At 62.2% G+C, this 22,670-nt stretch carries 17 protein-coding genes and 1 pseudogene; 11 read left to right on the forward strand and 7 right to left on the reverse strand.

Annotated elements, in window-relative coordinates; translation table 11 throughout:
- Window positions 1-164: 164 nt before the first annotated feature.
- The 9 genes and pseudogenes from ACIBSW_RS34595 (at window position 165) to ACIBSW_RS34635 (ending at window position 13,290) form a co-directional block, all read left to right on the forward strand.
- Window positions 165-4,868, forward strand: coding sequence for a hypothetical protein (locus tag ACIBSW_RS34595; protein WP_354721714.1), 4,704 nt, complete (start codon window positions 165-167; stop codon window positions 4,866-4,868).
- 2 nt (window positions 4,869-4,870) lie between these two features.
- A pseudogene (locus ACIBSW_RS34600) lies at window positions 4,871-5,659 on the forward strand (fibronectin type III domain-containing protein); the annotation flags it as partial.
- 384 nt (window positions 5,660-6,043) lie between these two features.
- A complete protein-coding gene (locus ACIBSW_RS34605; protein ID WP_354721715.1) occupies window positions 6,044-7,420 on the forward strand; it encodes a phage distal tail protein in 1,377 nt (458 codons plus the stop codon).
- 15 nt (window positions 7,421-7,435) lie between these two features.
- A complete protein-coding gene (locus ACIBSW_RS34610) occupies window positions 7,436-7,981 on the forward strand; it encodes a hypothetical protein (RefSeq protein WP_354721716.1) in 546 nt (181 codons plus the stop codon).
- 1,281 nt (window positions 7,982-9,262) lie between these two features.
- The gene (locus tag ACIBSW_RS34615; protein ID WP_354721717.1) at window positions 9,263-10,777 is read left to right on the forward strand and encodes a hypothetical protein; all 1,515 of its coding nucleotides are present in this window, start codon (window positions 9,263-9,265) and stop codon (window positions 10,775-10,777) included.
- A 260-nt stretch (window positions 10,778-11,037) separates the two neighbouring features.
- Window positions 11,038-11,289 carry a hypothetical protein gene (locus tag ACIBSW_RS34620; RefSeq protein ID WP_354721718.1) on the forward strand — a complete coding sequence of 84 codons (252 nt, stop codon included), beginning with the start codon at window positions 11,038-11,040 and terminating at the stop codon, window positions 11,287-11,289.
- 426 nt (window positions 11,290-11,715) lie between these two features.
- Window positions 11,716-12,768 (forward strand): hypothetical protein, encoded by a 1,053-nt coding sequence (locus ACIBSW_RS34625; RefSeq protein WP_354721719.1) that lies wholly within the window; start codon window positions 11,716-11,718, stop codon window positions 12,766-12,768.
- A 26-nt stretch (window positions 12,769-12,794) separates the two neighbouring features.
- Window positions 12,795-13,115 (forward strand): DUF2958 domain-containing protein, encoded by a 321-nt coding sequence (locus tag ACIBSW_RS34630; RefSeq protein WP_404799546.1) that lies wholly within the window; start codon window positions 12,795-12,797, stop codon window positions 13,113-13,115.
- A complete protein-coding gene (locus tag ACIBSW_RS34635) occupies window positions 13,108-13,290 on the forward strand; it encodes a hypothetical protein (RefSeq protein WP_354721721.1) in 183 nt (60 codons plus the stop codon). The genes ACIBSW_RS34630 and ACIBSW_RS34635 overlap by 8 nt, the downstream gene beginning before the upstream one ends.
- Window positions 13,291-13,329: 39 nt before the next feature.
- On the opposite strand, the gene ACIBSW_RS34640 is transcribed toward ACIBSW_RS34635, so the two are convergent.
- From ACIBSW_RS34640 to ACIBSW_RS34665, 6 genes are all read right to left on the reverse strand, one after another.
- A complete protein-coding gene (locus ACIBSW_RS34640; protein WP_354721722.1) occupies window positions 13,330-13,755 on the reverse strand; it encodes a hypothetical protein in 426 nt (141 codons plus the stop codon).
- 83 nt (window positions 13,756-13,838) lie between these two features.
- Window positions 13,839-14,309, reverse strand: a complete 471-nt coding sequence (gene smpB / locus ACIBSW_RS34645; RefSeq protein WP_354721723.1) for an SsrA-binding protein SmpB — start codon at window positions 14,307-14,309, stop codon at window positions 13,839-13,841.
- A 16-nt stretch (window positions 14,310-14,325) separates the two neighbouring features.
- Window positions 14,326-15,501, reverse strand: a complete 1,176-nt coding sequence (locus ACIBSW_RS34650; protein ID WP_354721724.1) for a sn-glycerol-3-phosphate ABC transporter ATP-binding protein UgpC — start codon at window positions 15,499-15,501, stop codon at window positions 14,326-14,328.
- A 20-nt stretch (window positions 15,502-15,521) separates the two neighbouring features.
- Window positions 15,522-16,355, reverse strand: a complete 834-nt coding sequence (locus ACIBSW_RS34655) for a carbohydrate ABC transporter permease (RefSeq protein ID WP_354721725.1) — start codon at window positions 16,353-16,355, stop codon at window positions 15,522-15,524.
- 2 nt (window positions 16,356-16,357) lie between these two features.
- Window positions 16,358-17,191 (reverse strand): sugar ABC transporter permease, encoded by an 834-nt coding sequence (locus ACIBSW_RS34660; RefSeq protein WP_354721729.1) that lies wholly within the window; start codon window positions 17,189-17,191, stop codon window positions 16,358-16,360.
- A gap of 116 nt (window positions 17,192-17,307) precedes the next feature.
- Complete coding sequence (locus ACIBSW_RS34665; RefSeq protein ID WP_354721726.1) at window positions 17,308-18,558, reverse strand: ABC transporter substrate-binding protein; 1,251 nt, start codon at window positions 18,556-18,558, stop codon at window positions 17,308-17,310.
- Window positions 18,559-18,751: 193 nt separating this feature from the next.
- On the opposite strand from ACIBSW_RS34665, the gene ACIBSW_RS34670 reads away from it, so the two are divergent.
- Window positions 18,752-19,081: a putative quinol monooxygenase gene (locus ACIBSW_RS34670; protein WP_354721727.1), complete on the forward strand. Its 330-nt coding sequence runs from the start codon at window positions 18,752-18,754 to the stop codon at window positions 19,079-19,081.
- A gap of 54 nt (window positions 19,082-19,135) precedes the next feature.
- Here the strand turns inward: ACIBSW_RS34670 and ACIBSW_RS34675 are convergent, their stop codons facing one another.
- On the reverse strand, window positions 19,136-20,227 hold the full coding sequence (locus tag ACIBSW_RS34675; protein WP_354730444.1) for a cellulose binding domain-containing protein: 1,092 nt from the start codon (window positions 20,225-20,227) through the stop codon (window positions 19,136-19,138).
- Between the two features lie 190 nt (window positions 20,228-20,417).
- Here ACIBSW_RS34675 and ACIBSW_RS34680 point away from each other — a divergent pair, with 190 nt between their 5' ends.
- On the forward strand, window positions 20,418-22,649 hold the full coding sequence (locus ACIBSW_RS34680; RefSeq protein ID WP_354730442.1) for a cellulose binding domain-containing protein: 2,232 nt from the start codon (window positions 20,418-20,420) through the stop codon (window positions 22,647-22,649).
- The last annotated feature ends 21 nt before the right edge of the window (window positions 22,650-22,670 follow it).

The raw sequence follows: 22,670 nt of genomic DNA on the forward strand, positions 1-22,670 counted from the left end.
AGAGGCAGGGGAGTACAAGTTCAGTTTCGAGCACAAGATTCAAGCAGCTCTCCTCAACGAGCTAAGGCTGGCGAACTACTACTACGTGTCGGCCCATGCTCAGAAGAACAAGGCTCCTAAAGAGCCGGCGATGCTAGAGCTGGAGTAATTGGAAGGAGGACCCGATGGCAGCTGAGTACACACTGTACGCGGAGATAATGCCGGAACTGGCTAACGGGTTCTCTTCCATCGTCGAAAAGCAAATCTCCTCGGCTCTTCGTCGTGTCAACCCCACAGTGACCCTGTCTGTTGACACCAGACGCACTGAAGCCCAGATACGTAAAGCCTTCAAGAACATTACCGCTGAGGTCAATGTAGAGCTGAAGGCGGTCAACAACACGATCAACGAGCTCCGTGACAAGTTCGGCGACGTAGAGCTTGAGGTTGACGTAGTATTCAGTTCGAGTCGCATCGAAGCTGCGTTTGTAGAGGCCACCTCAGGCATCACCGAAATTAACACCGAGGTCGACTTCAATGCTGCCCAGGTACAGTCAGACTTCAGGGCCGCCACGGCGGGCTTGGGAAAGATTGACGTAGACCTCGAATACAAGGGCCTGATGGGCGGCCTGCGTTCGTTGTGGGGCTTCGTCAGGGACTCGCTTTCTCAGGCTGTAGGCACGGCTATAGCGAACGGTGTCCAGAACAGGCAGATCGACAAGGCGTTCCAAGAGTCAGCGCTGAGAGTCACGCTTGATACCCGCGAAGCTATGCTTGAGTTGGCCAACCTCAACCGGCGGATTGAGGAACCGGCTCACAAAGAAGTGAAGCTTGACGTCGACAAAGACAAGGGCGCCGGGTTCAAAGATCTGTTCTCTCCTGGTGATGACGTCGGAGCCATAGATCTCTCGGCTTTCAGTGACGCCCTGTCCAACGTGGGTAAGTTTGCCGGAGACGCGTTCAAGCAGGTTCAGAGCTTGACTGGATCGTTTGGCGGCCTGGCCGGCGCACTGCCCTCGTCTATCGGTGGCGTGGGTGCTTTGGGCGCAGCTCTGTCAGTCGCTATCGGCGGGTTCCTGGCTCTAGCCTCAGCAGCCGCGGTGTTTACTGCTGCGGCATTGATTGCGGGGGTTGTGGCTGCCGCTCTGGCCTCATCAATCACTTTGGTAGGGGCGGCTATAGCTGCACTCCCAGCGTTGCTAGCAGGGGCAGCAGGCGGGTTCCTTGTCTTGTTCGCCGCTATGAAGCCAGTGATAGAGGCGTTCACCGCGTGGCAGGGAACTCTGGGAGGGTCGCAAGCTGCTCAAAGTACACAGAAGGCCATCTCTAACGCTGCTGCCATCGCTGCCGCACAGGAGAATCTGGCCCGTACCATCACGCGTTCCAACCGCCAGGTCCGCAACGCTCGTGAAGCGTTGGCCGCTACCACAGACAGAGCTAACCGAGCCGACCTCGCCGCTGAGGAACGTGTGCGGGACGCGAACCTGCGTTCCAAGGAAGCCACGGACAGACTCACGGAGGCTCGTGCCAGGGCTGCCGAGGATCTACAGGAGCTCAGCGACAAGGTAGCCGGTCTCGGAAACACTGAAGAGGCCGCGGCGATCCGCTTGGCCAAGGCTCAGAAGCGCGTACGGGAGACCGCTGGTCGCGCCGAGTCCGAGATCGACCGTCGGGAGGCCCTTCTCGAGCTGGCCGAGGCTCAGCAGAACCTCAACAAAGTCCAGCAGGACGGCATCAAGACGCGCGAGGAAGCTGCTAAGCGTCTGGGGGCCGGCGTTGAGGGCGAGAAGGGCGTCATCGAAGCTCAGGCGGACGTCAAGGAAGCCCAGCAGGATGTGAAGGACGCCGAGGCTGACCGCGTACAGACCCACAAAGATGGTCTCGCGGACATTGCACTCGCTGAGCGCACCCTCAAAGAGACTCAGGTTGACGCTGCTCTAGCTGTCAAGGACGCTAGAGATGCGGTTACGGTTGCCCGTGACCAGGAAACCATCGCAATTGGTGGCACCACTGGCGCTATCGGCAAGCTAAACGATGCGATGGACAAGCTTACTCAGGCGGGCAGGAACTTTCTCACCGAGCTTAAGAACATCTATACCTGGTTCGAGGGCTTGAGTCGCATCGCTCAGGATGCCCTCCTACCTGGATTCACAGCCCTTCTACAGTCCTTCCTCAAAGGCGGCATGGCGGCCGTTGTTGAGCAGGGAGTTAGGGAGATAGGCGGGGCGCTAGGAGCATTCGCAACTGAGCTAGGCGGACTGATCTCTGAGGGTCCGTTCAAGAAGGACATCGCAGACCTGTTCACAGCCGGTGCTGACCTCATCAAGTCTCTGACTCCCGCGACCATATCGCTGATACGTGATGTGATTGGTGGTCTGGCTGCGATGGCTAGGACCGCTAAGCCGGTTGTTGATGCTCTGGCTATCGGCTTGACGCTTATGGGCGAGGCTATCAACTCGTTCTTCGTTCAGTTGGCACAGCCCCAGGTGATGGAGGCTCTCGGCCAGGGCCTGAGTGCGTTCTTCGGCATCCTTGCTGGCGTCATCAAGTTGCTCGGTCCCTTCTTCGCTGAGATTGCAAAGGTTGGCGGACCTCTCCTACAGAAGCTTCAGGGTCCTCTGCTTTCCATATTTGAGTCTTTGCTTACCATCATCGAGGACTTCGTGACTGGCGGCGTCCTCACGGGCTTCATTACTCTGATCGAGGCTGTTGCTGATGCCTTTGAACTCATGGCGAAGCCAGGCGCCAACGGCCTGTCGATTATCGAAGAGCTTTCCATAGCGTTCGGCGAGGTCCTGACAGAGCTGGCTCCTCTGCTACCTGCATTGGTGGAGGAACTTGCTCCGATCTTGCCAACCATCATCAGGTCGTTTGTCGACTTGACGTTGGTGTTCATCAAAGCACTTCCCGCGTTGCTGCCTCTGATCCCTGTCCTGATAACGTTCATCGACATTCTGGTTCAGGATCTGCTACCTATACTTCCGACGCTAATCGAGTTCCTCAGTTACATGTTCGCGTCGGTGATGATAGTAGGAGCCACGGTCGTCTACGCACTTGTTGTAGCGCTAGCGGTCTTCGCCCAGTTGTGGAAGACCGTCACAGAAGCTGTGATCGATGCCGGAAAGTGGATTGGCGAAGCCATCGACTGGATCGGCAAGAAGTGGAACGAGCTGTGGGCGTGGGTTACTACGACCTGGAACAACTTCAAGATAGCAGTCCTCACCGCCTTCGTTGAGGTGTGGGAGGGCGTCAAGAAGAAGATCATCGACATCTACACTTCTATACAACTGAAGTGGGAAGCGATCCTCAACGCCATCAAGACTTTCTGGGACACCTGGAAGACCATTGTCCTGACAGCGATTCAGCTTGCGTGGGAGACCGTCAAGACCAAGATTGCTGCCGCGATTCAGGGTATCCGCGATAAGTGGGAAGCAGTCCTCAACGGCGTCAAGGCGTTCTGGACCTCTTGGAAGACAACAGTCCTGGATGTGATCCACACGGCGTGGGAGACCGTCAAGACCAAGATCGCTGCGGCCATTCAGGGGATCCGTGATAAATGGGACGCTGTTCTTAACGGCATCAAGGCTTTCTGGGGCACCTGGAAGACAACGGTCCTGGACCCTATCGTTGAAAAGTGGGAGGGCGTCGGAAAGAAGATCTCCTCTGCTTTGGACTCGATTAAGAAGGGATTCGAGACCGCCTTCGAAAACGGCTTGCTCGCCGTTAAGAAGGGCTGGAACAACATTGCGAACTGGGTCAACAAGAACGTCATCGACAAGGTCAACTCTGTCTTCCACATCGAGATTGCTGGGATGCCTACAGTGGCACTGGCAAAGGGTGGACTTGTCGCGGATACGCTACAGCTGGCTAGAGGTGGTCTTGCCACAGGCCCTGGCGGCCCGACTTCGGACATGATCCCAGCGATGCTATCCAACGGAGAGTACGTTCTCCGGGCAAGAGCTGTGTCAGCCATCGGTGTCGAGCGCCTCAACAAGCTGAACAACCTGGAGCCTGCTGGTACCGGGGGAGATGGCTCCGAGGGCATCTCCTTTGTTCGCAAATTTGCGGAGGGTGGTCTAGCGAGCCGCTTCGCTCGAGTTGGCCACGTCCCGCTGTCCGACGCCATGAGCCAACGTCTGGCCGGCGCACAGCAGTTCGCCAGGGACCAGCACGGCAAGCCATACGTGTGGGCCTCCGCTGGACCTGGTGGCTACGACTGTTCTGGCTTCATGAGCGCGATCTACAACTACCTCAGGAACCGGAATCCCTACAGCCACACCTTCTCCACCGGCAGCCTGCCTGGTAGTTGGCTAGAGCCGGGACCAGGAATCTTCACGCTCGGGTATGCCCACCCAGGCGAGCGCGGAGCTAGCTCTGGTGTCGGACACACAGCTGGCAACTTGGGCGGACTGCACGTGGAGAGCACTGGCTCTCGCGGCGTCGTCGTCTCAGGCGAGGCCACCGAGGGCGGACTGAAGACCCTCTGGGGATGGCTAACTGCGCCTCTCAAGAAGGTGAAGGAGTTCATGGCGGAGAAGGTCTCGGACCTGATCGCCACGCCGGGCGTTGCTGGCGAGACCTTGAGGGCTGTTGCCAAGTCGTCCATGACGGGCATGAACTTCGACGTACTCGACTCCGGAGGCCTCCTGCGGCCGCACGTCCCAGCAATCAACCTGACCCGTCGGCCTGAAACGGTGCGCACCTACGAGCAGGAGATGGCGCTCCGCGAAGGAGTACGCCTGCATGCAGAGACGATCCGTGAGTTGTCCGTGCGCGTGGCCCAGGCGCTCCAGACGCGGCCCGCGGAATTCCACGTCGACGGAAAGAAGATGGCTGAGGTCACCATGCCTCACATCGACGATCTACTCGGGTATCAGGGAGGTACGTGGTAGATATGGCTACTCTCGCTACCCCAGTAATCACAGGCGTTGACGAACCTACAGCGGACGGCAATATCCGCGTATTCTTCAACCAGGTTGCTAACGCTACTAGCTATACCATCTATGCCCGGTCTCCCGGAATATCAGAGTATGGAGATAACCACACCGAGACTAAAGCCCAGGTAGCTGGAGGCGCAGGCCAGGCCAACTCTACCTACTACCAAACGTATGTTGATGCTGAGTGGCAGATTGGTGTTCAAGCCACAGCGTCTGGGTACACATCTTCTGGGATAGCTAGCAGTCCACTGATCACCGTAGCGCACAACGCTCCGACCGGCTTCGCGGCCACTAAGGGCACTACGTCAATTACCTACACTTGGAACAAATCGCCGGGCAATAACACATATTTTCTGGATGTAGAGAATGGGTCGCAGTACCAGACTGGCGTTAACGTCACGTCTTTTACGATAAATGACTTCAGTCCAGGAGTTACGTACAAGACTAGGCTGTACTCGATTGAGAGTAACAACTCACAGCATCACTGGAGCAATCCAACCTCATACATCTCAGTTACTACTTATGCTCGGCTGCCAGCTCCTACGTCTATTTCTCTACAAACGCGTAACGACACACAGCTGAACGTTCAGTGGTCTACCGTTGCCAGTGCGTACGAGTACGAGGTTTATTCTCCTGCCGGCCAATTCGCGCCGATCTTCACGGGCACTGCGTACTCATCGTGGATTACTGGACTTCAACCCAACACGACGTATTCAATCGCGGTTAGGGCTTGGCGTGCTGGCCATTCCAGCGATCCAGGTTCGTACGGCAACTCTATTACTGCCTCCTACACAACCATGTACCCGGACACTACGCCCCCGAGTGTGCAGTACTTCAACGGAACTAGAACCAGCGGCGGCGCTAATATTTCGTGGTTGATTAACTACGATCAAGCGTCTTCTACTTCTTACGTGTCTGGCTACTGGAAGACTGAGATCTACCGCAGTGTGAACGGTGGTTCGTACTCTCTGATCTACACGAACAGCACTCAGGGTACGAACGTTGGATTGACGGACTCTGGCTGGGCTGCGGGGGATTCCCTGTCTTATCGGTTGCAGGCGTACGACAGCTATTCTAACCGGAACGATTGGTCTATCGGACTAGGAGCGTATGACACCACACCTCCTTCTGTGCCCATCAACTTGGTCAAAGTCAGCAACACTCAAACTGAGGTGGTCATCGGCTGGGATGAGTCTACTGGTGGTCCCTCGTACTATCAGGTCTACCTAGACAACGTCTACAAGGGGACTGGTGCAGTAGGGACTCGCCGCTTCACGTTTGCTGGGTTGACTCCTGGCGGGTCGTACAATGCCCAGGTTGCGTCCGTAGACAGCTCGGGCAACGTGTCTGCTAAATCTGACATTCTAGTTGTCCAGACCGCAGTACCCATTGCCTCTAGTGATTCGTTCACATCCGTAGAGGTGGTAACGGAGCGCGACTTCTCGGTTATCGAGGCAGGCCTATTCTCTGACGCTGTACTGGTGCGTGGCTACTCTGAGCTTGACCCCGGCCTATTTGCTGAGGAAGCGAGTCTTGGCGTATCTGGCAGCGGTGCGAATGATTCTGGTGCTTTCTTCTCTGAGACCGCAGACATCTTCGTGTCGAAGGCACCAATCACCAGCACATACGTTCAGCTTGTTGACGGCGACCTGGTCCTAGACATCCGCAAGTCCACGCTGAGCGTCCTGGACCCCATCGCCATGAGAGAGCTCGACCTGGGATACCCATCCTTCCGCGAGGTCCGCACTGACGCCGTGGGCCAGGACGGCGAGGTCGACCTCACGCAGCGATACGGGGCGCGCACCGTCTCCATGCAGCTCAGGATCATGAACCGGCCCAGCCAAAGCATCTCCCAGACCATCGACCAGATCTCAGCGATGGTGGTCCCGTTCCGCCGGCCATACATGTACGTGGAGCGGCCCGGCTGGATCGACCGCAGGAAGATGCGCCTTCGCCCTAACCCGCTGTCTTACGCCATCGTCAAGGAGTCTCTGGCGTACATCGACCTGAGCCTCAGCTTCTCCTGCCCATCTGGCGTCATGGAGGCGATCGACCCATCCACAGCGACGATCTTCGCCCTTGACCTCCGCACCGGAATCGAGTTCACATCCTCCGGTATGGCGGCGACCTCAGATGGTGTGGTTGTCAGTCCAGGTAACGCCGAGAACGAGCGAGAAGTGTGGTCGTACGGCAACGTATCGACTCCCGTCTTGCTAAGGGCCTATGGGCCGTTCACCTCCTTTGCCGTTAGGAACAAGCTCAGCGGCCGGAAGCTAGGTTTCACCGGCCTCAACCTCACGGCTGGCCACTACATCGAGGTGGACGTGGCAAACAGGACAGCGTACGTCGACTCTGATCCTGATCAGAGCGTCTACGGAAACATCGACTGGGCAGGCGGATCGACATGGTTCTCTCTCGCGCCTGGCCCCAACCCGTTGGTGTTTGAGAGCACGGGAGGAACGCCAGATACCCGATTGTTCGCTATGTGGGCTGATCGCTGGCTATAGGGAAAGGAGCCCATCATGGCTGACCAGATATATCTAAGTACCTCGGACGCCACCATGTCCGACTACCCATTCATGATCCAGCCTGTTGGCGGCGATCCCTCGATCAGCTACCCGGCGGTTGAGTTCCGCCAGGTGCTCGATTGCATCTGGACCACCGAGGGCAGGATAGCCGCGGCTGACTTCCTGGTGTCGCCACGAGCGGCCGGCGCCAACTGGTCGGTGGACATTGCCCCCGGCCGAGCTGTGATTCAGGGCGACCCGGCTGCGGCAAACTTAGGCAAGTACTTCGTGCGGTCTACAGGCATCGTGAACTTTCCTCTGTCCGCACTGGCGAACCCAGCCACCACCAGGACCCACCGCCTGATCATCCAGATACTGGATAAGCAGTACGCGGGCACTCAGTACGGCTGGGCATTCAAGGTGCTTGAGGACACCGGGTCCGGTATGCCAGCACTGCCTAACAGTGCAATCAGCCTGGCATCCATCACGCTTGCCAACGTCACAGCCTCAATCGGAGCAGGCCAGCTAACCGACCTCCGTGGTGCAGTGGCAGCCAAGTAGTTACGCCGTATCTTATGGAGGAGGTGAGCAATGCCAGCACCAGTCTTAACCACTAAAGGAGCGAATGTACCTGCTGCTGGAATAACTACTGCCACCGGCTTCACGTTCTCTAATATAACGATACAGGGCGGCTCGACTGTTGTACTGGCCTATTTGACGTCTCCTACACAGCTACCAACAGCTACGTTCAATGGCGTAGCTATGACTCGGACCGCAGTGAACGATGCCGGTGGCGCGTTCTCTTTAGGTGTGTTGGCGGTGTATGTTCCTGCCACTACGACCGGCAACCTTGTATGGAAGCCTAGCACTACAACCAACTATCAATCGTACTTGCAGGTGTTCGAGATAACGAATCTATCTCCTACTGTTCCCTTCAGGCAGGCACTGACGTATGCAGGGTCTGTTGGTACTAGCTACACTGCGAGTTTATCTGCTTTTGGTAGCTCTCTACATCGTCCTTTTCAGATTGTTGGGCAAATCTCAGAGCAGGACCCAGAAGCGGGATACACTCAGCTGTACGATCAGCTAAGTGGTTCTTATGATCTGTTCTCACAATGGAATCCCAACACTGCTGATACTACTGTCTCCGTGTATTCTAGTACCGTCACATCTGGTAGATACACTGCTATCACGATTGAGTTAAACACGCTTCCTTACTCTCTCAGTGATATTGTTGACGACTTTAATGGTGCGTCACCAGATCCTTCTATGTGGGCGACTTCCACTGCTGGTGTGGCAATTTCTGGTGGTGCTGCGAGATTAACTGCGGGCGGTTCTGATGTGTATTTGCAGACGCCTTCTAGTATCAACACGGGCTATCCGACATCTGTTGCGGCTAGAGTATCTCAGGTAGCCACAGGAGCAGGCAACACGGCTATACAACTATTTGATGGCGCGAGTCTTCACTGGATTTACTACGATGGCGCTAATGGGAGCCTTGCAGGGTACTCGAATGGCAGCTATAGTTTAGGTCCTTACAACCCGACCACGATGGCCTGGTGGCGCATCCGTCTTAATGCTTCTCGCGTCATCTATTGGGGATGGTCCGCTGATGGTCAGACTTGGACGGAGCAGGTCGGACCCACACTAGGTTCAACAACCGCCGGATATGTCCGTTTGTATGTAAACGGATCCGCTCGTCCTACTGCTGCTGTCTTCGATGCTGTGAACGTATTTTCTACTTTGGTATCGTCGTCTGATACTGGCGTATTCACTCAGAACCAAAGTGTGCTGACGGGTGTACTCCTATCTGACGTAGACTCTTTCACTTCTACCGAAGAAGTGAACTTCAGTCAGAAGCAGTTCGCAGTAAATGACCCGGGCACTGGTACTGAGTCCTTTTCTATCTTCTCCACCGTTGCCCAGTTGGTTGATTCAAATGTTCTGGCTGATGGTGGCGCTGTAGAGCAGATCGAGTTCCCGGCAAGCATCAGGTACAACGAGCGCTACAGCCAGGCCCAGCATCGCGTGAGCATCAGAGACTGGTCGCGCGATCCGGCGTTGACAAGCACAGAGAAGGAGTTCTCCGGGATCTCCGGTGCGATTCTGAACCTCAACCTGCTTGAGCCCTCCACGGTGTCCTTCACGTTGCCCGGCCAGCACCCCGATGCTGCCCTCATCGAAGAGTGGATCTCGGAGGTGGTCTGGAGACGCAACGCAGACGTCCTCTACATCGGCCGGCTGGTCAAGGCCGTTGACGAGCTGCCGCCGGACCCGGCAGCGATGAAGCTCTCCTGCGAGTCAACCGATTGGCGCGGCCTTCTCGACTACATGCACATCGTGGGGGACTCGACTACCTACGTTGGGTCTGTCACCTCCGCGACGGCGACCACGCTGACGGACACCAGCGCCAACAAGAACCCCGCCTGGACGACCAACCTGTGGAATCAGTACCGGGTGCGGATCACGTCGGGTACCGGGGCAGGCCAGGAGCGCGTGATCCTCTCCAACACGACCACAGTCCTGACCGTTGACCCCGCCTGGAGCATCACACCGACGGCCGGCTCTGGCTTCACGATCGAGGGGGAGACCAACGGTCTGACCTTCGAGGAAGATCCGCTGGAGGACATCGTCTGGGCCGTTCTCCATCACGTGCAGGGACAGGTTGGCCACGACTACGGGATCACCCGCGATTACTGGCCCGGCCTGAACGGCGTCCCTGCTAGCGGGGTTGTCCCGTTCGAGGTCATCTTCGATGACGGCGAGTCGGCATGGAGCGCGATCAAGAAGGTCACGCAGAACGCGGACTTCTACATCGATCCCGTCACCCGCGAAGCCAGCTTGTACGTGCCCGGCATGGGCAAGAGCATCGGAGCCACGCTCGACTACGGCGGATCGGTGAGCAGCGTCCGTAGAACCAGGGACGCCTTCTCTAACGCCGTGCGCTTCGACGGCCAGGACCCCGTGCAGTCCTTCGTCACGGCGCCCAATCTCGCCACCGCTCCTGAGGGGCGCTGGGACGTCAGGCTGTCGGACACCACTCTCCCGAACCAGGTCATGGTGGATGCCGCGGCTCAGGCCGCGTTCAAGGATCTGAACAGCAAGAACGGCACCATCGACTTCACGCTCGATGCGGGTATGTGGGGCGGACCGGAGCACATCTGGCTCGGGGACGTGGTCACGGTCTCCTGCCACGAGGGCCGGCTACAGCTCACTGAGGAACTCCGGGTGCTGAACATCCAGATCACCCTGGACGGCACTGGGATCGAGCAGGTGACTATCACAGCGGGTCGGGCCAAGCAGTCAGCGCTCAAGGGCTTGGTCACCCGGGTCCAGAAGCTAGAGCAAAGCCGCTGACAGCAACCTCCAGCCATCATCTGGGAGATCCTTAGGGGGAGTAAGGTAGGCTGCCCTCCGCCGCTCTCAATGGTCCTGTCCACGCAGTCGTTTGAGAGCGGCATTTCCTTTGCCGGAGGTTGTAGCAGGCTCCTCCTCGTAGACAAGTAACTCGCGGGCATTCTTAGATGGCTATCACCATGATTCGCCTAGCGGGCTCCAAGCATAAATTTGTTTCAGCACCGAGGAAATGCCCGGTCAACTGGAACAAGGAGCACCTAATGGCTACCACCACCCGCACCCGCAAGACCGCCGCTGTTGCTACTGTCGAGCTGGTCGAGATCACCACTGACCTGAAGCTGGAGCCGGGCGTGTACGTTAAGGTCGGCACCCGCCGCATCGGAACGGCTCACCTCACGATTGCTGCGGATGGCACGCTTGCCTACACCAATCGTCGGTCGGAGATCTTCGAGATCGACGCAAAGAAGTTCATGCAGGTGTGGAAGACCGGGATCAACTCCAAGGTCGCCTGATCGCCCAAGCAAAACAGAGAGCCCTCGGCCCTAATCGGGTCGGGGGCTTTCTTCGTGTCTGTGATCTCTAAGGGTCGGCTCGGGCTACACGTATCGGATTGCTATCAGCACTTAGCGGACTCTAGCTATTCGGGCTAACAATGCAATACCGCTTCGGGTTTACCTCCATGAACTGCTGGCATTTAATGCGGTCAGGAAAGGAGGCTGCTAAATGAAACGCCCTACTAGCTGGCCCGAACCAACCGAAGATGAGCCTTCGGAAGAAATGATTGAACACTGGGTCTTCGACTCCGTGTGCGATGCCACGGACGGTTGCCAGGTCGAGCCCGATGGCTGGTGCCCTCACGGTCACCCATCCTGGCTCATCCATTACGGCTTGGCATGACCAGCTGGAGACTGCCGAAACTGCGCAGACTCAGAGCAGAGATGCTGCCCTTCGTAGAACTCCTCACGGCCGAACTGCCAACGGATATCGAGTGGCATTTGATGGGCAGCTATCGCAGAAACGCTGAGGTCGTTGGTGACCTCGACGTGCTGGTGGTCACCGAAGATGGCGAACTCGCAGGCGACCTTTGGAAGCCCGGCATCACCCTTCCGCCATCGGTGGATTGGGATCGCATGGGTCCGAAGATTGCGCAGGGTTCGCTGTTCCTGTCCGAGAACGACTATGTGCACATCGATATCTGGAGCTGCACTCCAAAGATGCGTGGCGCAATGCTCATGTTCAGTACAGGCCCAATGTCCCTCAACGTGGTTCAGCGCAAGCGAGCTATCGGAATGGGCTACAGGCTCAGTCAGAACGGGTTGTTCGACAAGGACAACAAGCGGCAACTCGATGATGGCACCGAGGAGAACATCTACCACTGGCTGAATCTCGATTACATGACGCCCGAACAGCGCGAGAAATGGGCGGATAAGAAGCCGCCGTCGCCCAAGCCCTACCCACCCGTGAACCGAACAAGGAGAGAAGAGATGCCCACCACCCCTCAGAAGATGACGCCAGCGAAGGCAGCTCAGCAGAAGCCGGTCACCGAGGAGAAGCCCGCCAACGTCACGCCGATCAAGCCAGCAACGACGCCGAGGAAGTCAGCAGCTCGGAACAACCGAGCAGTCCACCGTGAGCAGGCTTGGGCCGAAGCACCCGAGCCCACCGAGACGGCAGCCCAGGCAACCGCGGCGGTCAAGAAGGTCGAGGAGCAGAAGAAGGACGAGGGTCCGAAGCTGGAGATCGGCGGCATCGAGGTCACGGTGTCGCAGGCCAAGCAGGCGCTGGTGTTCCTCGTCCAGGCCAAGAGCATGTTCGTGAGGCAGCCGCTCGCGGCGAAGTCCCACCCGCTCTCGGCCACGGACTACCACGGCGTGGCCGCTACTTGGTTCGCGGCTCACCCCGAGGACCGCAAGAAGAAGCACCCCACGAAGAGCGCGTTCATCGAGGCAGTCAAAGAGATGATCGCGAAGGCCGAGGGCGAGTCCAAGTGAGGCCGGCATCGGAGGCGTGGGACCTCATGCCCTACTCGCTTGAGGTGAAGATGCCCAAGATCTACGCCCAGGAGAAGCTGGGTGCGAACGCGGTCGTCTACGCCAAGTTCTTCTTGCCCGGTACTGGCTGGTCCTGGTTCGCCACGGAGTACGACCACGAGTCACGGGACTGCTTCGGCTACGCCCACAACTCGGCTGACCCACAGAACGCTGAGCTGGGCTACTTCTCCCTCAACGAGCTGGAGAGCGTCCGGGCGGGTGGCATCTTCCGTGTCGAGCGCGATCTCAACTGGGAGCCCAAGACCATCGCTGAGGTCAAACGGATGCTGGCCGCCAACGATGGCTGACCTGGAGCAGTACCTCGTGACGCTCTCCACCCCGAAGGGCGATGCTGTGTTCGAGGTGCCGACCTTCCAGGGTCCAGAGGTGGCAGGCCGCCGAGCTTGGGCGGCAGCGGTTCACATGCGGTTTGGGGATGTGGACGAGGTCAGGGTGAAGGCCATCGAGAAGCCTCAGGAATAGGGCCTGAGGTCAAGCGACAGGGCCGATCGGCGCCGGGTCCTAGGGGGACTTGGGCTGGTCGGCCCTGGCCGTGTCCATCCCGGCGAAAGCGTTCACGAACTTGACCCGTGCGGTGGTTTCAGACCGAGTGTAGGAGTCATCCGGTACGAAGACCGGGTCCTCGTCCTCGTCCGGTCCCTTGAACGGGTAGCCGCCCATCTCCGTGAAAGCCCACTCGCCGCCGTGGGCTGTCACGATCTCCTTGATGCCTCCCTCGTCGGCGGAATCAACCAGGATGTCGGTTCCCTCGACCAAGAGGGTGGCTATGAGCGTGTAGTCCTCAACGTCATCATGAGGCCAGTGGAGGTGGATTTTCTCGATTCTGGTCAGCTTGTCGAGGATGGCGTCACGACAGGCACGAGCGGACTCTAGGTCGGGCAGGCTCCACGCGGTCGTCAACCGCCGCCAGGGGTCTCCGTACTCCATGAACATCAGGCTAGGTCAGGCCCCAGCTTGACGGAGAGGTAATCGATTCAGGCCGTGTTATGCAAGGTCAGGGGTTGGGCAGGCTACTGCTTAGGGCGGTAGGCCTTACTCCTGGCTCGTTTAAGGCAATCGTAGGCTGGTTTACAAACATCAACCTTGGGCCAGCCGTCGTTGAAGTACAGCGACAGCGGGACCAGGGCGTTGCCGGGCTCGCGCAGCTTGTCGAGGATCCGGGCGATCTCCACCCGGTGCAGCAGGAGCTTGCGGGTGCGCCGCGGCGCGTGGTTGGTCCACGACCCGAAGCCGTACTCCGCGATGTGCAGGTTGTAGAGCATGAGCTCGCCCTCGTGCTCCTGCGCGAACGCGTCCACGATCGACGCGTAGCCCGCGCGCAGCGACTTCACCTCGGTGCCGGCCAGCACGAGGCCGGCCTCGTAGGTCTTCAGGACCGCGTAGTCGTGCCGCGCCTTCTTGTTGGACGCGATGAGCTTGCGCCCGCTCTCCCTGGCCGTGGCAGCCCCCTCGATGTCGGCGGACTCTCGTCCGCCGACCATCTTCGCAAACGAGGACTCAGTCGGCCGCCGCGATCAGGTTCCTGCCGGTCTCCACGTCGAAGACCTGGATCTTCGCGACGTCGTACCAGATGCGTGCCGTCTGGCCGCGCCGGACGTCGGCCGAGGCGTCCAGGCGTGCGGTCACGTCGACCCCGCCGCTGTGCAGCTCGTTGCCGGTGTCCTTGGCCAGGTCGTCGAGGTCCTTGGAGTGCGCGCCCTCGCCCTGGATGGTGAAGTACGCGTAGACGTCCGACCCCATCGCCTCCACGATGTCGACCGGCGCGTCGAACGTGGCGCCCGGCTTGTCGCCGACCAGGGCGGCGTCCTCGAAGTGCTCCGGGCGGATGCCGACGATGACCTCGCGCTCGCCCTGCTCGCCGCCGCCCAGCGCCTGGCGCACCTGGTCCGGCAGCTTCGCCTCGCCGAGGGCGGTCACCACGGTGTCCCCGCGCAGCCGGCCCGGGAAGAAGTTCATCGACGGGCTGCCGATGAAGCCCGCCACGAACAGGTTGGCCGGGTGGGCGTACAGGTGTGCCGGCGCGCCGACCTGCTGGACGATTCCGCCGCGCATGACCACCACGCGGTCGCCGAGGGTCATCGCCTCGGTCTGGTCGTGCGTCACGTAGAGGGTCGTCGTGGCGAGGTTCTTCTGGATCCGGGCGATCTGGGTGCGCATCTGCACCCGCAGCTTGGCGTCCAGGTTCGACAGCGGCTCGTCCATCAGGAACGCCTTCGGCGACCGGACGATGGCCCGGCCCATCGCGACCCGCTGGCGCTGCCCGCCGGAGAGGTTGGCGGGCTTGCGGTCCAGGTGCTGGCTCAGCTCCAGCATCTCGGCCGCGTGCGCAACTTTCTTCTTGATCGTCTCCTTGTCCATGCCGGCGAGCCGGAGCGGGAAGCCCATGTTCTCGCCGACCGTCATGTGCGGGTAGAGCGCGTAGGACTGGAACACCATGGCGATGTCGCGGTCCTTGGGCGCCTTGTCGTTCACCACCTGGCCGTCAATGATCAGCTTGCCCGCGGTGATGTCCTCCAGCCCCGCCACCATGTTCAGGGTGGTCGACTTCCCGCAGCCGGACGGGCCGACCAGGATGATGAACTCGCCGTCGGCGATCTCGAGATTGAAGTCGTCGACCGCCAGGGCACCGTCGGGGTAGCGCTTGACCACATGTTCCAGCACGATCTCGGCCATGTCAGCTCCTTCGGTAGGGGTCAGCCCTTGACGGCGCCCGAGGTCAGCCCCGCGACGATCCGCCGCTGGAACACCAGCACGAAGATCACGATGGGGATGGTGATGACCACGGCGGCGGCCGCGATCGGTCCGGTCGGTTTCTCGAACGTGGTGGCCCCGGTGAAGTAACTCATCGCCGCGGGCACGGTCCGCGCGTTCGAGGTCGAGGTGAGCGAGAGTGCGAACAGGAAGTCGTTCCAGCACGAGATGAAGACCAGGATGGCGGTGGTGAAGATGCCGGGCATGGCCAGCGGGGTGATCACTTGGCGGAACGCCTGGTACGGCGTCGCGCCGTCCATCTTCGCCGCCTTCTCCAGGTCCCAGGGGATCTCCCGGAAGAACGCCGACAGCGTGTAGATCGCGAGTGGGAGCGCGAAGGCGACGTACGGGATGATCAGGCCGGCCCAGGTGTCGAACAGCCCGATCGAGGTCTCGATCTTGAACAGCGGCGTGACCAGTGCGATCTGCGGGAACATCGAGACGAGCAGCGCCGCCGCCACGATCAGCATCTTGCCGGGGAACTGGAGGCGGGCGATGGCGTACGCGGCCATCGTCCCGAACGCGATGGCGATCGCGGTGGCGATGATGCAGATGCCGATCGAGTTGAACAGCGCCCTGAGGAAGTCCTGGTTGTTGAAGATCAGGGTGTAGCTGTCGTCGCTCGGCGAGGTGGGGAGGTACTTCCCGTCGTTGAGTGTCGCGTCGTCCTTCAACGACAGCGAGACGATCCAGATCACCGGAACGAACGCGTACAGCAGGACGATCGCGTTGACGCCCCACCACATCAGCTTGCGGTTGGTGGTCTCGGGCTGCATGACTACCGCCTCCCTGCGTCGGATCCGGGCGCCGCCGCCCCGAAGAGCTTGATGAACAGGAAGGCGATGATCCCGACGGTGAGGAAGATCAGCACCGACATCGCCGATCCGATGCCGAGGTTCAGACCCCGGATCAGGTTGCTGTAGGCCACCATCGACACCGAGCTGGTCTTGTTCGACCCGCTGGTGAGCACGAAGATGTTGTCGAACACCCGGAACGCGTCCAGGGTGCGGAACAGCAGCGCCACCAGGATGGCCGGCTTGATCAGCGGCACGGTCACCAGCCAGAACCGCTTCCACGCGTTCGCGCCGTCCATCGAGGCGGCCTTGAGCAGGTCCTCGGGCACCAGGGCCAGGCCGGCCATCAGCAGCAGGGCCATGAACGGAACCGTCTTCCAGACCTCGGCCAGGATGATGATCCCGATCGACGGCCAGAACTCGGTCAGCGGCGCCGAATCCCCACTCGCGAGCCAGCCGATGCCCTGGGTCCAGGCGAAGCGCCAGGAGAAGGCCGCGACCACGGTCACGATCGCGTACGGCACCAGTGCCGAGGTGCGCACGAGCCCGCGCCCCACGATCGTGCGGTGCATGACGATCGCCAGCAGCATCCCCAGCGCCAGCTCGAGGGTCGCGCCGACCACCGTGAGCAGCATGGTGACACCGAACGCGGTCCACCAGATGGGGCTGGAGAGCACGGTGATGTAGTTGTCGAACCAGATGAACTCGTTGGCGTCCGGCCGGCGCAGGTCCGCCTTGTTCAGCGAGAGCCAGAACGCGTACAGGATCGGATAGGCGGCCACCGCGGTCATGATCACCACGGCCGGCGCGACCAGCATCAGGCCCAGCTTGCGTTCGGCCCGCTTGGCATCGGTGTGGCGCTGGCGGGCGATCTGGAGGGTGCCGTCTTCGAACTGGTCCTCGGCCGCCACCGCGGCCGTGGTCGGGGTGATGGTCATGGCACGATCCCCTTGCCGTCGATCGCGTCCTGGATGGAGTCGCGCAGCTTGTCGGCCGCCTCCTGCGGTTTGATGCTCTGCGGTGGCGAGAGGGTGGTCGACACGAGCGTCGAGATGTTCTGGTACACCGGCGAGACCGGCCGCGGCACGGCGGCCTCCAGCTCGGTCATCATGACGTCGGCCATCGGGTACGCCTTCTTGAACTCCGGCAGCTCGAACACGGTGGCCAGGGCCGGCACGTCGCCGCCGTCGAGGGCGGCGCTGAGCGCGTTCTTCTCGTTGCGCATGCACATCGCGGCCTCGAAGGACTCCTCCGGGTGCTTGCTGTAGGTGCTGATGGCGTAGTTCATCCCGCCCAGCGTCACCTTCGGCGGGCTGCCGTCCACCGACGGGTACGGCGCGTAGCCGAGGTCGTCGACCAGCTCCGGGTTCGCCTCGCGCATGGAGCTCAGCACGTAGGGCCAGTTGAGCGAGAACGCGGACCGGCCGGCCTGCAGGTCGGCGAAGACCTCGGGCTCCTGCGCGTTGGACAGCGACGCGCTGGTGACGCCCGAGGTGGAGAGCTTGTGCAGCAGGGTGAGCGCCTGCACGGTCTTGTCGTCGATGGTGGGCGCCGAGCTGTCCTCGTTGACCAGCGTTCCGCCGTACGCGGTGATCAGGTTGTTGACGTTGACCACGTAACCCTCGTACTGGGCCGCGGTGAAGCCGATCTCGTAGGGCTTGCCCTGCGCCTTGAGCTGCTGGGCCATCGAAATCATCTCGTCGATCGTCTTGGGCGGGGTCGGCACCAGCGACTTGCGGTACCACAGCAGCTGGACGTTGGTCGTGCGCGGTACGCCGTAGAGCTTGTCCTTCCAGGTCGCGGTGTCGATCGGCGGCTGGAGGGTGTCCTTGGTCGCCTGCGCCTTCTGGTCACCCGTCAGCTCCCGGATCCACTTGGCCTCGGCGAACTCGGCGGTCCAGGTCACGTCCATGCCGAGCAGGTCCATGCCGTCGTCCTTGGCGGCGAGCCGGCGCACGAACTGGTCGCGCTGGCCGTCGGCGTCGCTGGGCAACAGGTTGCCCACGATGGTGTAGCGGCCGGCCGCCTGCCGGTTGCAGTCGTCAATGATCTTGTCGAATCCGAGCCCGCTCGCGCCGCCGTAGAGGTTGACCACCGTGCCCTCAGGGGCGTTGGAGCAGGCCGCGACCGGGGTCAGCAGCGCAAGGACGCCGATGATCGAGGTCCACCGTCGTTGAATCATCATCGATCCTCCGTTCGGGCAGACTGGTGGCAGATTGTGGCCCACTTCACAGCCCTGATGTCGACATTGCCAGATAACCCGGAGGTGCGCGACCGCTGGAGAAACTGCCCGTGGCGCGGCGGCCGTGCAAAGGTGACAGGACGGACGTTCCCGCTGAGTCGATTTAGCAGTTCGTGCAGAACGGAGAGGCGCTGCGATGATCTTTATTACCGCGAAATTCCTGATCAAGTCGGGGGACGCCGACCGGTGGCCGGAGATCGCCGGCGCCTTCACGGCCGCGACCCGCGCCGAGCCGGGCTGCCTGTGGTTCGACTGGTTTCGCGGCGTCGACAACCCGGACGAGTACGTCCTGGTCGAGGCGTTCCGCGACGGCGCGGCGGGCGCGGCGCACGTCGGGTCGGCGCACTTCAAGCAGGCGCAGCGGGACCTGCCCGCGCACCTGGTCGCGACGCCGAAGATCGTCAGCCAGGCGGTCGACCAGGACGACTGGTCGGAGCTCGGCGAGCTGGCGGTGCCGGGCAGCTGACGCGCCGCGGCCCCGGACCACGAGGTCCGGGGCCGCCGCTTCAGCAGGCCGCGGTCAGGAGACCGCCGCGCTCAGGGCCGGGTACCAGCGGTTCGAGATCTTCTGGTTGCCGCTGTCGTTCGGGTGTACGCCGTCCGGGGTGTCGGTCGCCGTGTTGAAGCCGGTCCACTGGTCGACGACGGTGACCGGGGAGGCCGCCGTGCTGGTCGACGCGGCCCAGGCCGGGATCGCCGCGTTGAAGTTGATCACCCGCTGGCCGCAGTCCGCGCAGTTGCTCGGCGCCATCGGCAGGATCTGGGCGACCAGGATCTTCATCGCCGGGTTCGACGCGCGCATCTGCCCGACCAGCTTGGTGAACGCCGCCAGGATGGTGGCGGGCGAGCGGTTGTTCCACACGTCGTTCGTCCCGAAGTGCATCATCACCACGTCCGGGTCGGTGGCCGCGAGCCAGCCCGGCAGCAGGTTCTGGTCGGCGACGTTGGTGGCCAGGAAGCCGCCGTGGCCCTCGTTCTCGCCGTCGTAGGTGAAGCCGCAGCCCTGCGCGGGCAGCGTGCCGACGAAGTCGACCCGGGTCAGCCCGGCCTGCTGCAGCCGCTGCCAGAGCAGCGCGCGCCAGCAGCCCGGCGAGCCGGTGATCGAGTCGCCCAGCGGCATCACCCGGACCGTCCCGCCGGTCGGCGGGGGCGTGGTGCCCGGGGTGGTGGGTGGCGTGGTGCTCGGCGTGGTCGGGGGAGTGGTGACGCCGCCGGTGCAGGTCACGCCGTTGACGGCGAAGGACGCCGGCACGCCGTTGCTGCCGGTCCACGCGCCGTTGAAGCCGAACGACGTGGTCGCGCCGGTGGCCACGGCGGCGTTGTAGCCGGCGTCGCGCACCGACACCGCCGCGCCGGACTGGCTGACCGTGCCGTTCCAGAGCTGGGTGACCGTCTGGCCGGAGGGGAACGCGAAGGACAGCGTCCAGCCGTTCAGCGGGTCGCCGAGGTTGGTGATCGCGACGGAAGCGCCGAAGCCGCCCGGCCATTGGCTGGTGACGGTGTACGCGACGCGGCAGCCGACCGCGGCGGAGGCCGGCGCGGCCAGCAGGCCGATTCCGGCGAGCGCGGCCGCGGTGGCGGCCACGCAGGCGAGCAGTTTTCTGGGGGACATCGCCTCACCTCAGGTACCTGAACCGCGAAAGGGGATCGACCGCATCATTGCATGGGAGCGCTCCCAGCAACAGTCGAAACATTCACCAAGGTTAATTGCCGAATAATTTCGGGGTCTTGACGTAACTATTTCGTGGCGGCACTCTTGGGAGCGCTCCCAATTGATACGTATCACTGTGAGGAGATCACCCATGGCGGCCATCGCAAAGATCGCCGGGCTCGGCGTCGTGGCGCTCGGCGCCGCGCTGCTGACGGTCGTTGACGCGCAGGCGGCCGCCGGCTGCCGGGTCGCCTACGCCGTCACCAACACCTGGCAGGGCGGCTTCGGCGCGTCCGTCGAGATCACCAATCTCGGCGATCCGGTGAACGGCTGGACCCTGGGCTGGACCTTCCCCTCGGGCCAGACGGTGACCCAGCTCTGGAACGGGGTCGTCACCCAGTCCGGCTCCTCGGTGAGCGTCCGGGACGCCGGCTACAACTCCGTGCTCGCCACCAACGCGTCCACGTCGTTCGGCTTCAACGGAGCGACCACCGGCGCCAACACCGACCCGACGGCGTTCACCCTGAACGGCGTGGCCTGCACCGGCGCCACCACCCCGACCACCGCGCCGACCACCTCGCCGCCGACGACACCACCGACCACGCCGCCGACGACACCCCCGACGACACCGCCGACCACCTCGCCGCCGTCCGGCACCGGGCGGCAGATGGAGCGGCTCGACCGGGGGCTGATCAGCGTGCGCTCCGGCAGCGGCAACCTGGTCAGCTGGCGCTGGCTCGCCGCCGACCCTGCCGACGTCGGCTTCAACGTCTACCGCGGCTCGACCAAGGTGAACGCCACGCCGGTCACCGCGTCGACCAACTACCTCGACTCCGGCGCGGCGGCCGGGTCCGCGTACACGGTGCGGGCCGTCGTCGGCGGCGTCGAGCAGGCCGCCTCCGCCGGGTCGCTGAACTTCGCCGCCGGCTACCTCGACGTGCCGATCCAGAACCCCAACAGCTCCGCGTACGCGGCCAACGACGCGAGCGTCGCCGACCTCGACGGCGACGGGCAGCTGGAGATCATCCTCAAGTGGGACCCGCTGAACTCCAAGGACAACTCGCAGTCCGGCGTCACCGACCCGGTCTACGTCGACGCCTACGAGCTCAGCGGCGCGCGGCTGTGGCGGATCAACCTGGGCCGCAACATCCGGGCGGGAGCGCACTACACCCAGTTCCAGGCGTACGACTACGACGGCGACGGCGACGCCGAGGTGGCCATGAAGACCGCCGACGCGACTGTCTCCGGCACCGGCCAGGTGATCGGCGACTCGAGCGCCGACTACCGCAACTCCAGCGGCTACATCCTCACCGGCCCCGAGTTCCTGACGATGTTCGACGGCCGCACCGGCGCCGCCCTGTCCACCGTCGACTACGTGCCGCCGCGCGGCACCGTCTCGTCCTGGGGCGACTCGTACGGCAACCGGGTCGACCGCTTCCTGGCCGGCACCGCCTACCTCGACGGCGCCCGGCCCAGCCTGATCATGGCCCGCGGCTACTACACCCGCAGCGTGGTCGTCGCCTGGGACTTCCGCAACGGGACGCTCACCCGGCGCTGGACCTTCGACAGCAACAGCTCCACCAACTCCGGCACCGCCGGGCAGGGCAACCACCAGCTCTCGGTCGCGGACGCGGACGGCGACGGCCGGGACGAGATCATCTACGGCTCGCTCGCCATCGACGACAACGGCGCCAAGCTCTGGAACACCGGCCACGGCCACGGCGACGCCCTGCACGTCGGCGACCTGAACCCGTCCCGCGCCGGCCTCGAGGTGTTCAAGGTCGACGAGGACGCCAGCAAGCCGTCGTCGTGGTTCGCCGACGCCCGTACCGGCCAGGTGATCTGGTCGACGCCGGCGAGCGGCGACAACGGCCGCGGGGTGTCGGCCGACGTCTGGTCCGGCAGCGCCGGCGCGGAGTCCTGGTCCTCGGCGGCCGACGGCGTGCGCGGGCCCTCCGGCGCGGTCGTGACCAGCCGCAAGCCCGGCTCGACGAACTTCCTGGCCTGGTGGGACGACGACCCGGTCCGCGAGCTGCTGGACGGCAACCACGTCGACAAGTACGGCACGTCGTCGGACACCCGGCTGCTGACCGCCGCGGACGTGCACTCGAACAACGGCACCAAGTCGACGCCGTCGCTGTCGGGCGACCTGTGGGGCGACTGGCGCGAGGAGGTGATCTGGCCGACCACCGGCAACACCGCGCTGCGCATCTACGCGACGCCGACCCCGACCGACCGCCGGATCACCACGCTGCTCCAGGACTCCCAGTACCGGATGGCGCTGGCCTGGCAGAACACGGCCTACAACCAGCCGCCGCACCCGAGCTTCTTCATCGGCGCGAACATGTCGACCCCGCCGAGGCCGACCATCCGCCAGCCCTGATCGGCGGGCGCGGCGGCGGGC

The sequence above is a fragment of the Actinoplanes sp. NPDC049668 genome, from assembly GCF_044465445.1.
In the GTDB taxonomy this organism is placed as follows: domain Bacteria; phylum Actinomycetota; class Actinomycetes; order Mycobacteriales; family Micromonosporaceae; genus Actinoplanes.

What these genes read in the sequence shown, in the direction of transcription:
- ACIBSW_RS34595 (WP_354721714.1), top strand. Translation starts at nt 165, where the DNA reads ATGGCAGCTGAGTACACACTGTACGCGGAGATAATGCCGGAACTGGCT.
- ACIBSW_RS34610 (WP_354721716.1), top strand. Translation starts at nt 7,436, where the DNA reads ATGGCTGACCAGATATATCTAAGTACCTCGGACGCCACCATGTCCGAC.
- ACIBSW_RS34620 (WP_354721718.1), top strand. Translation starts at nt 11,038, where the DNA reads ATGGCTACCACCACCCGCACCCGCAAGACCGCCGCTGTTGCTACTGTC.
- ACIBSW_RS34625 (WP_354721719.1), top strand. Translation starts at nt 11,716, where the DNA reads ATGCTGCCCTTCGTAGAACTCCTCACGGCCGAACTGCCAACGGATATC.
- ACIBSW_RS34630 (WP_404799546.1), top strand. Translation starts at nt 12,795, where the DNA reads ATGCCCTACTCGCTTGAGGTGAAGATGCCCAAGATCTACGCCCAGGAG.
- ACIBSW_RS34635 (WP_354721721.1), top strand. Translation starts at nt 13,108, where the DNA reads ATGGCTGACCTGGAGCAGTACCTCGTGACGCTCTCCACCCCGAAGGGC.
- ACIBSW_RS34640 (WP_354721722.1), bottom strand. Translation starts at nt 13,755, where the DNA reads ATGGAGTACGGAGACCCCTGGCGGCGGTTGACGACCGCGTGGAGCCTG.
- smpB (WP_354721723.1), bottom strand. Translation starts at nt 14,309, where the DNA reads ATGGTCGGCGGACGAGAGTCCGCCGACATCGAGGGGGCTGCCACGGCC.
- ACIBSW_RS34650 (WP_354721724.1), bottom strand. Translation starts at nt 15,501, where the DNA reads ATGGCCGAGATCGTGCTGGAACATGTGGTCAAGCGCTACCCCGACGGT.
- ACIBSW_RS34655 (WP_354721725.1), bottom strand. Translation starts at nt 16,355, where the DNA reads ATGCAGCCCGAGACCACCAACCGCAAGCTGATGTGGTGGGGCGTCAAC.
- ACIBSW_RS34660 (WP_354721729.1), bottom strand. Translation starts at nt 17,191, where the DNA reads ATGCTGGTCGCGCCGGCCGTGGTGATCATGACCGCGGTGGCCGCCTAT.
- ACIBSW_RS34665 (WP_354721726.1), bottom strand. Translation starts at nt 18,558, where the DNA reads ATGATGATTCAACGACGGTGGACCTCGATCATCGGCGTCCTTGCGCTG.
- ACIBSW_RS34670 (WP_354721727.1), top strand. Translation starts at nt 18,752, where the DNA reads ATGATCTTTATTACCGCGAAATTCCTGATCAAGTCGGGGGACGCCGAC.
- ACIBSW_RS34675 (WP_354730444.1), bottom strand. Translation starts at nt 20,227, where the DNA reads ATGTCCCCCAGAAAACTGCTCGCCTGCGTGGCCGCCACCGCGGCCGCG.
- ACIBSW_RS34680 (WP_354730442.1), top strand. Translation starts at nt 20,418, where the DNA reads ATGGCGGCCATCGCAAAGATCGCCGGGCTCGGCGTCGTGGCGCTCGGC.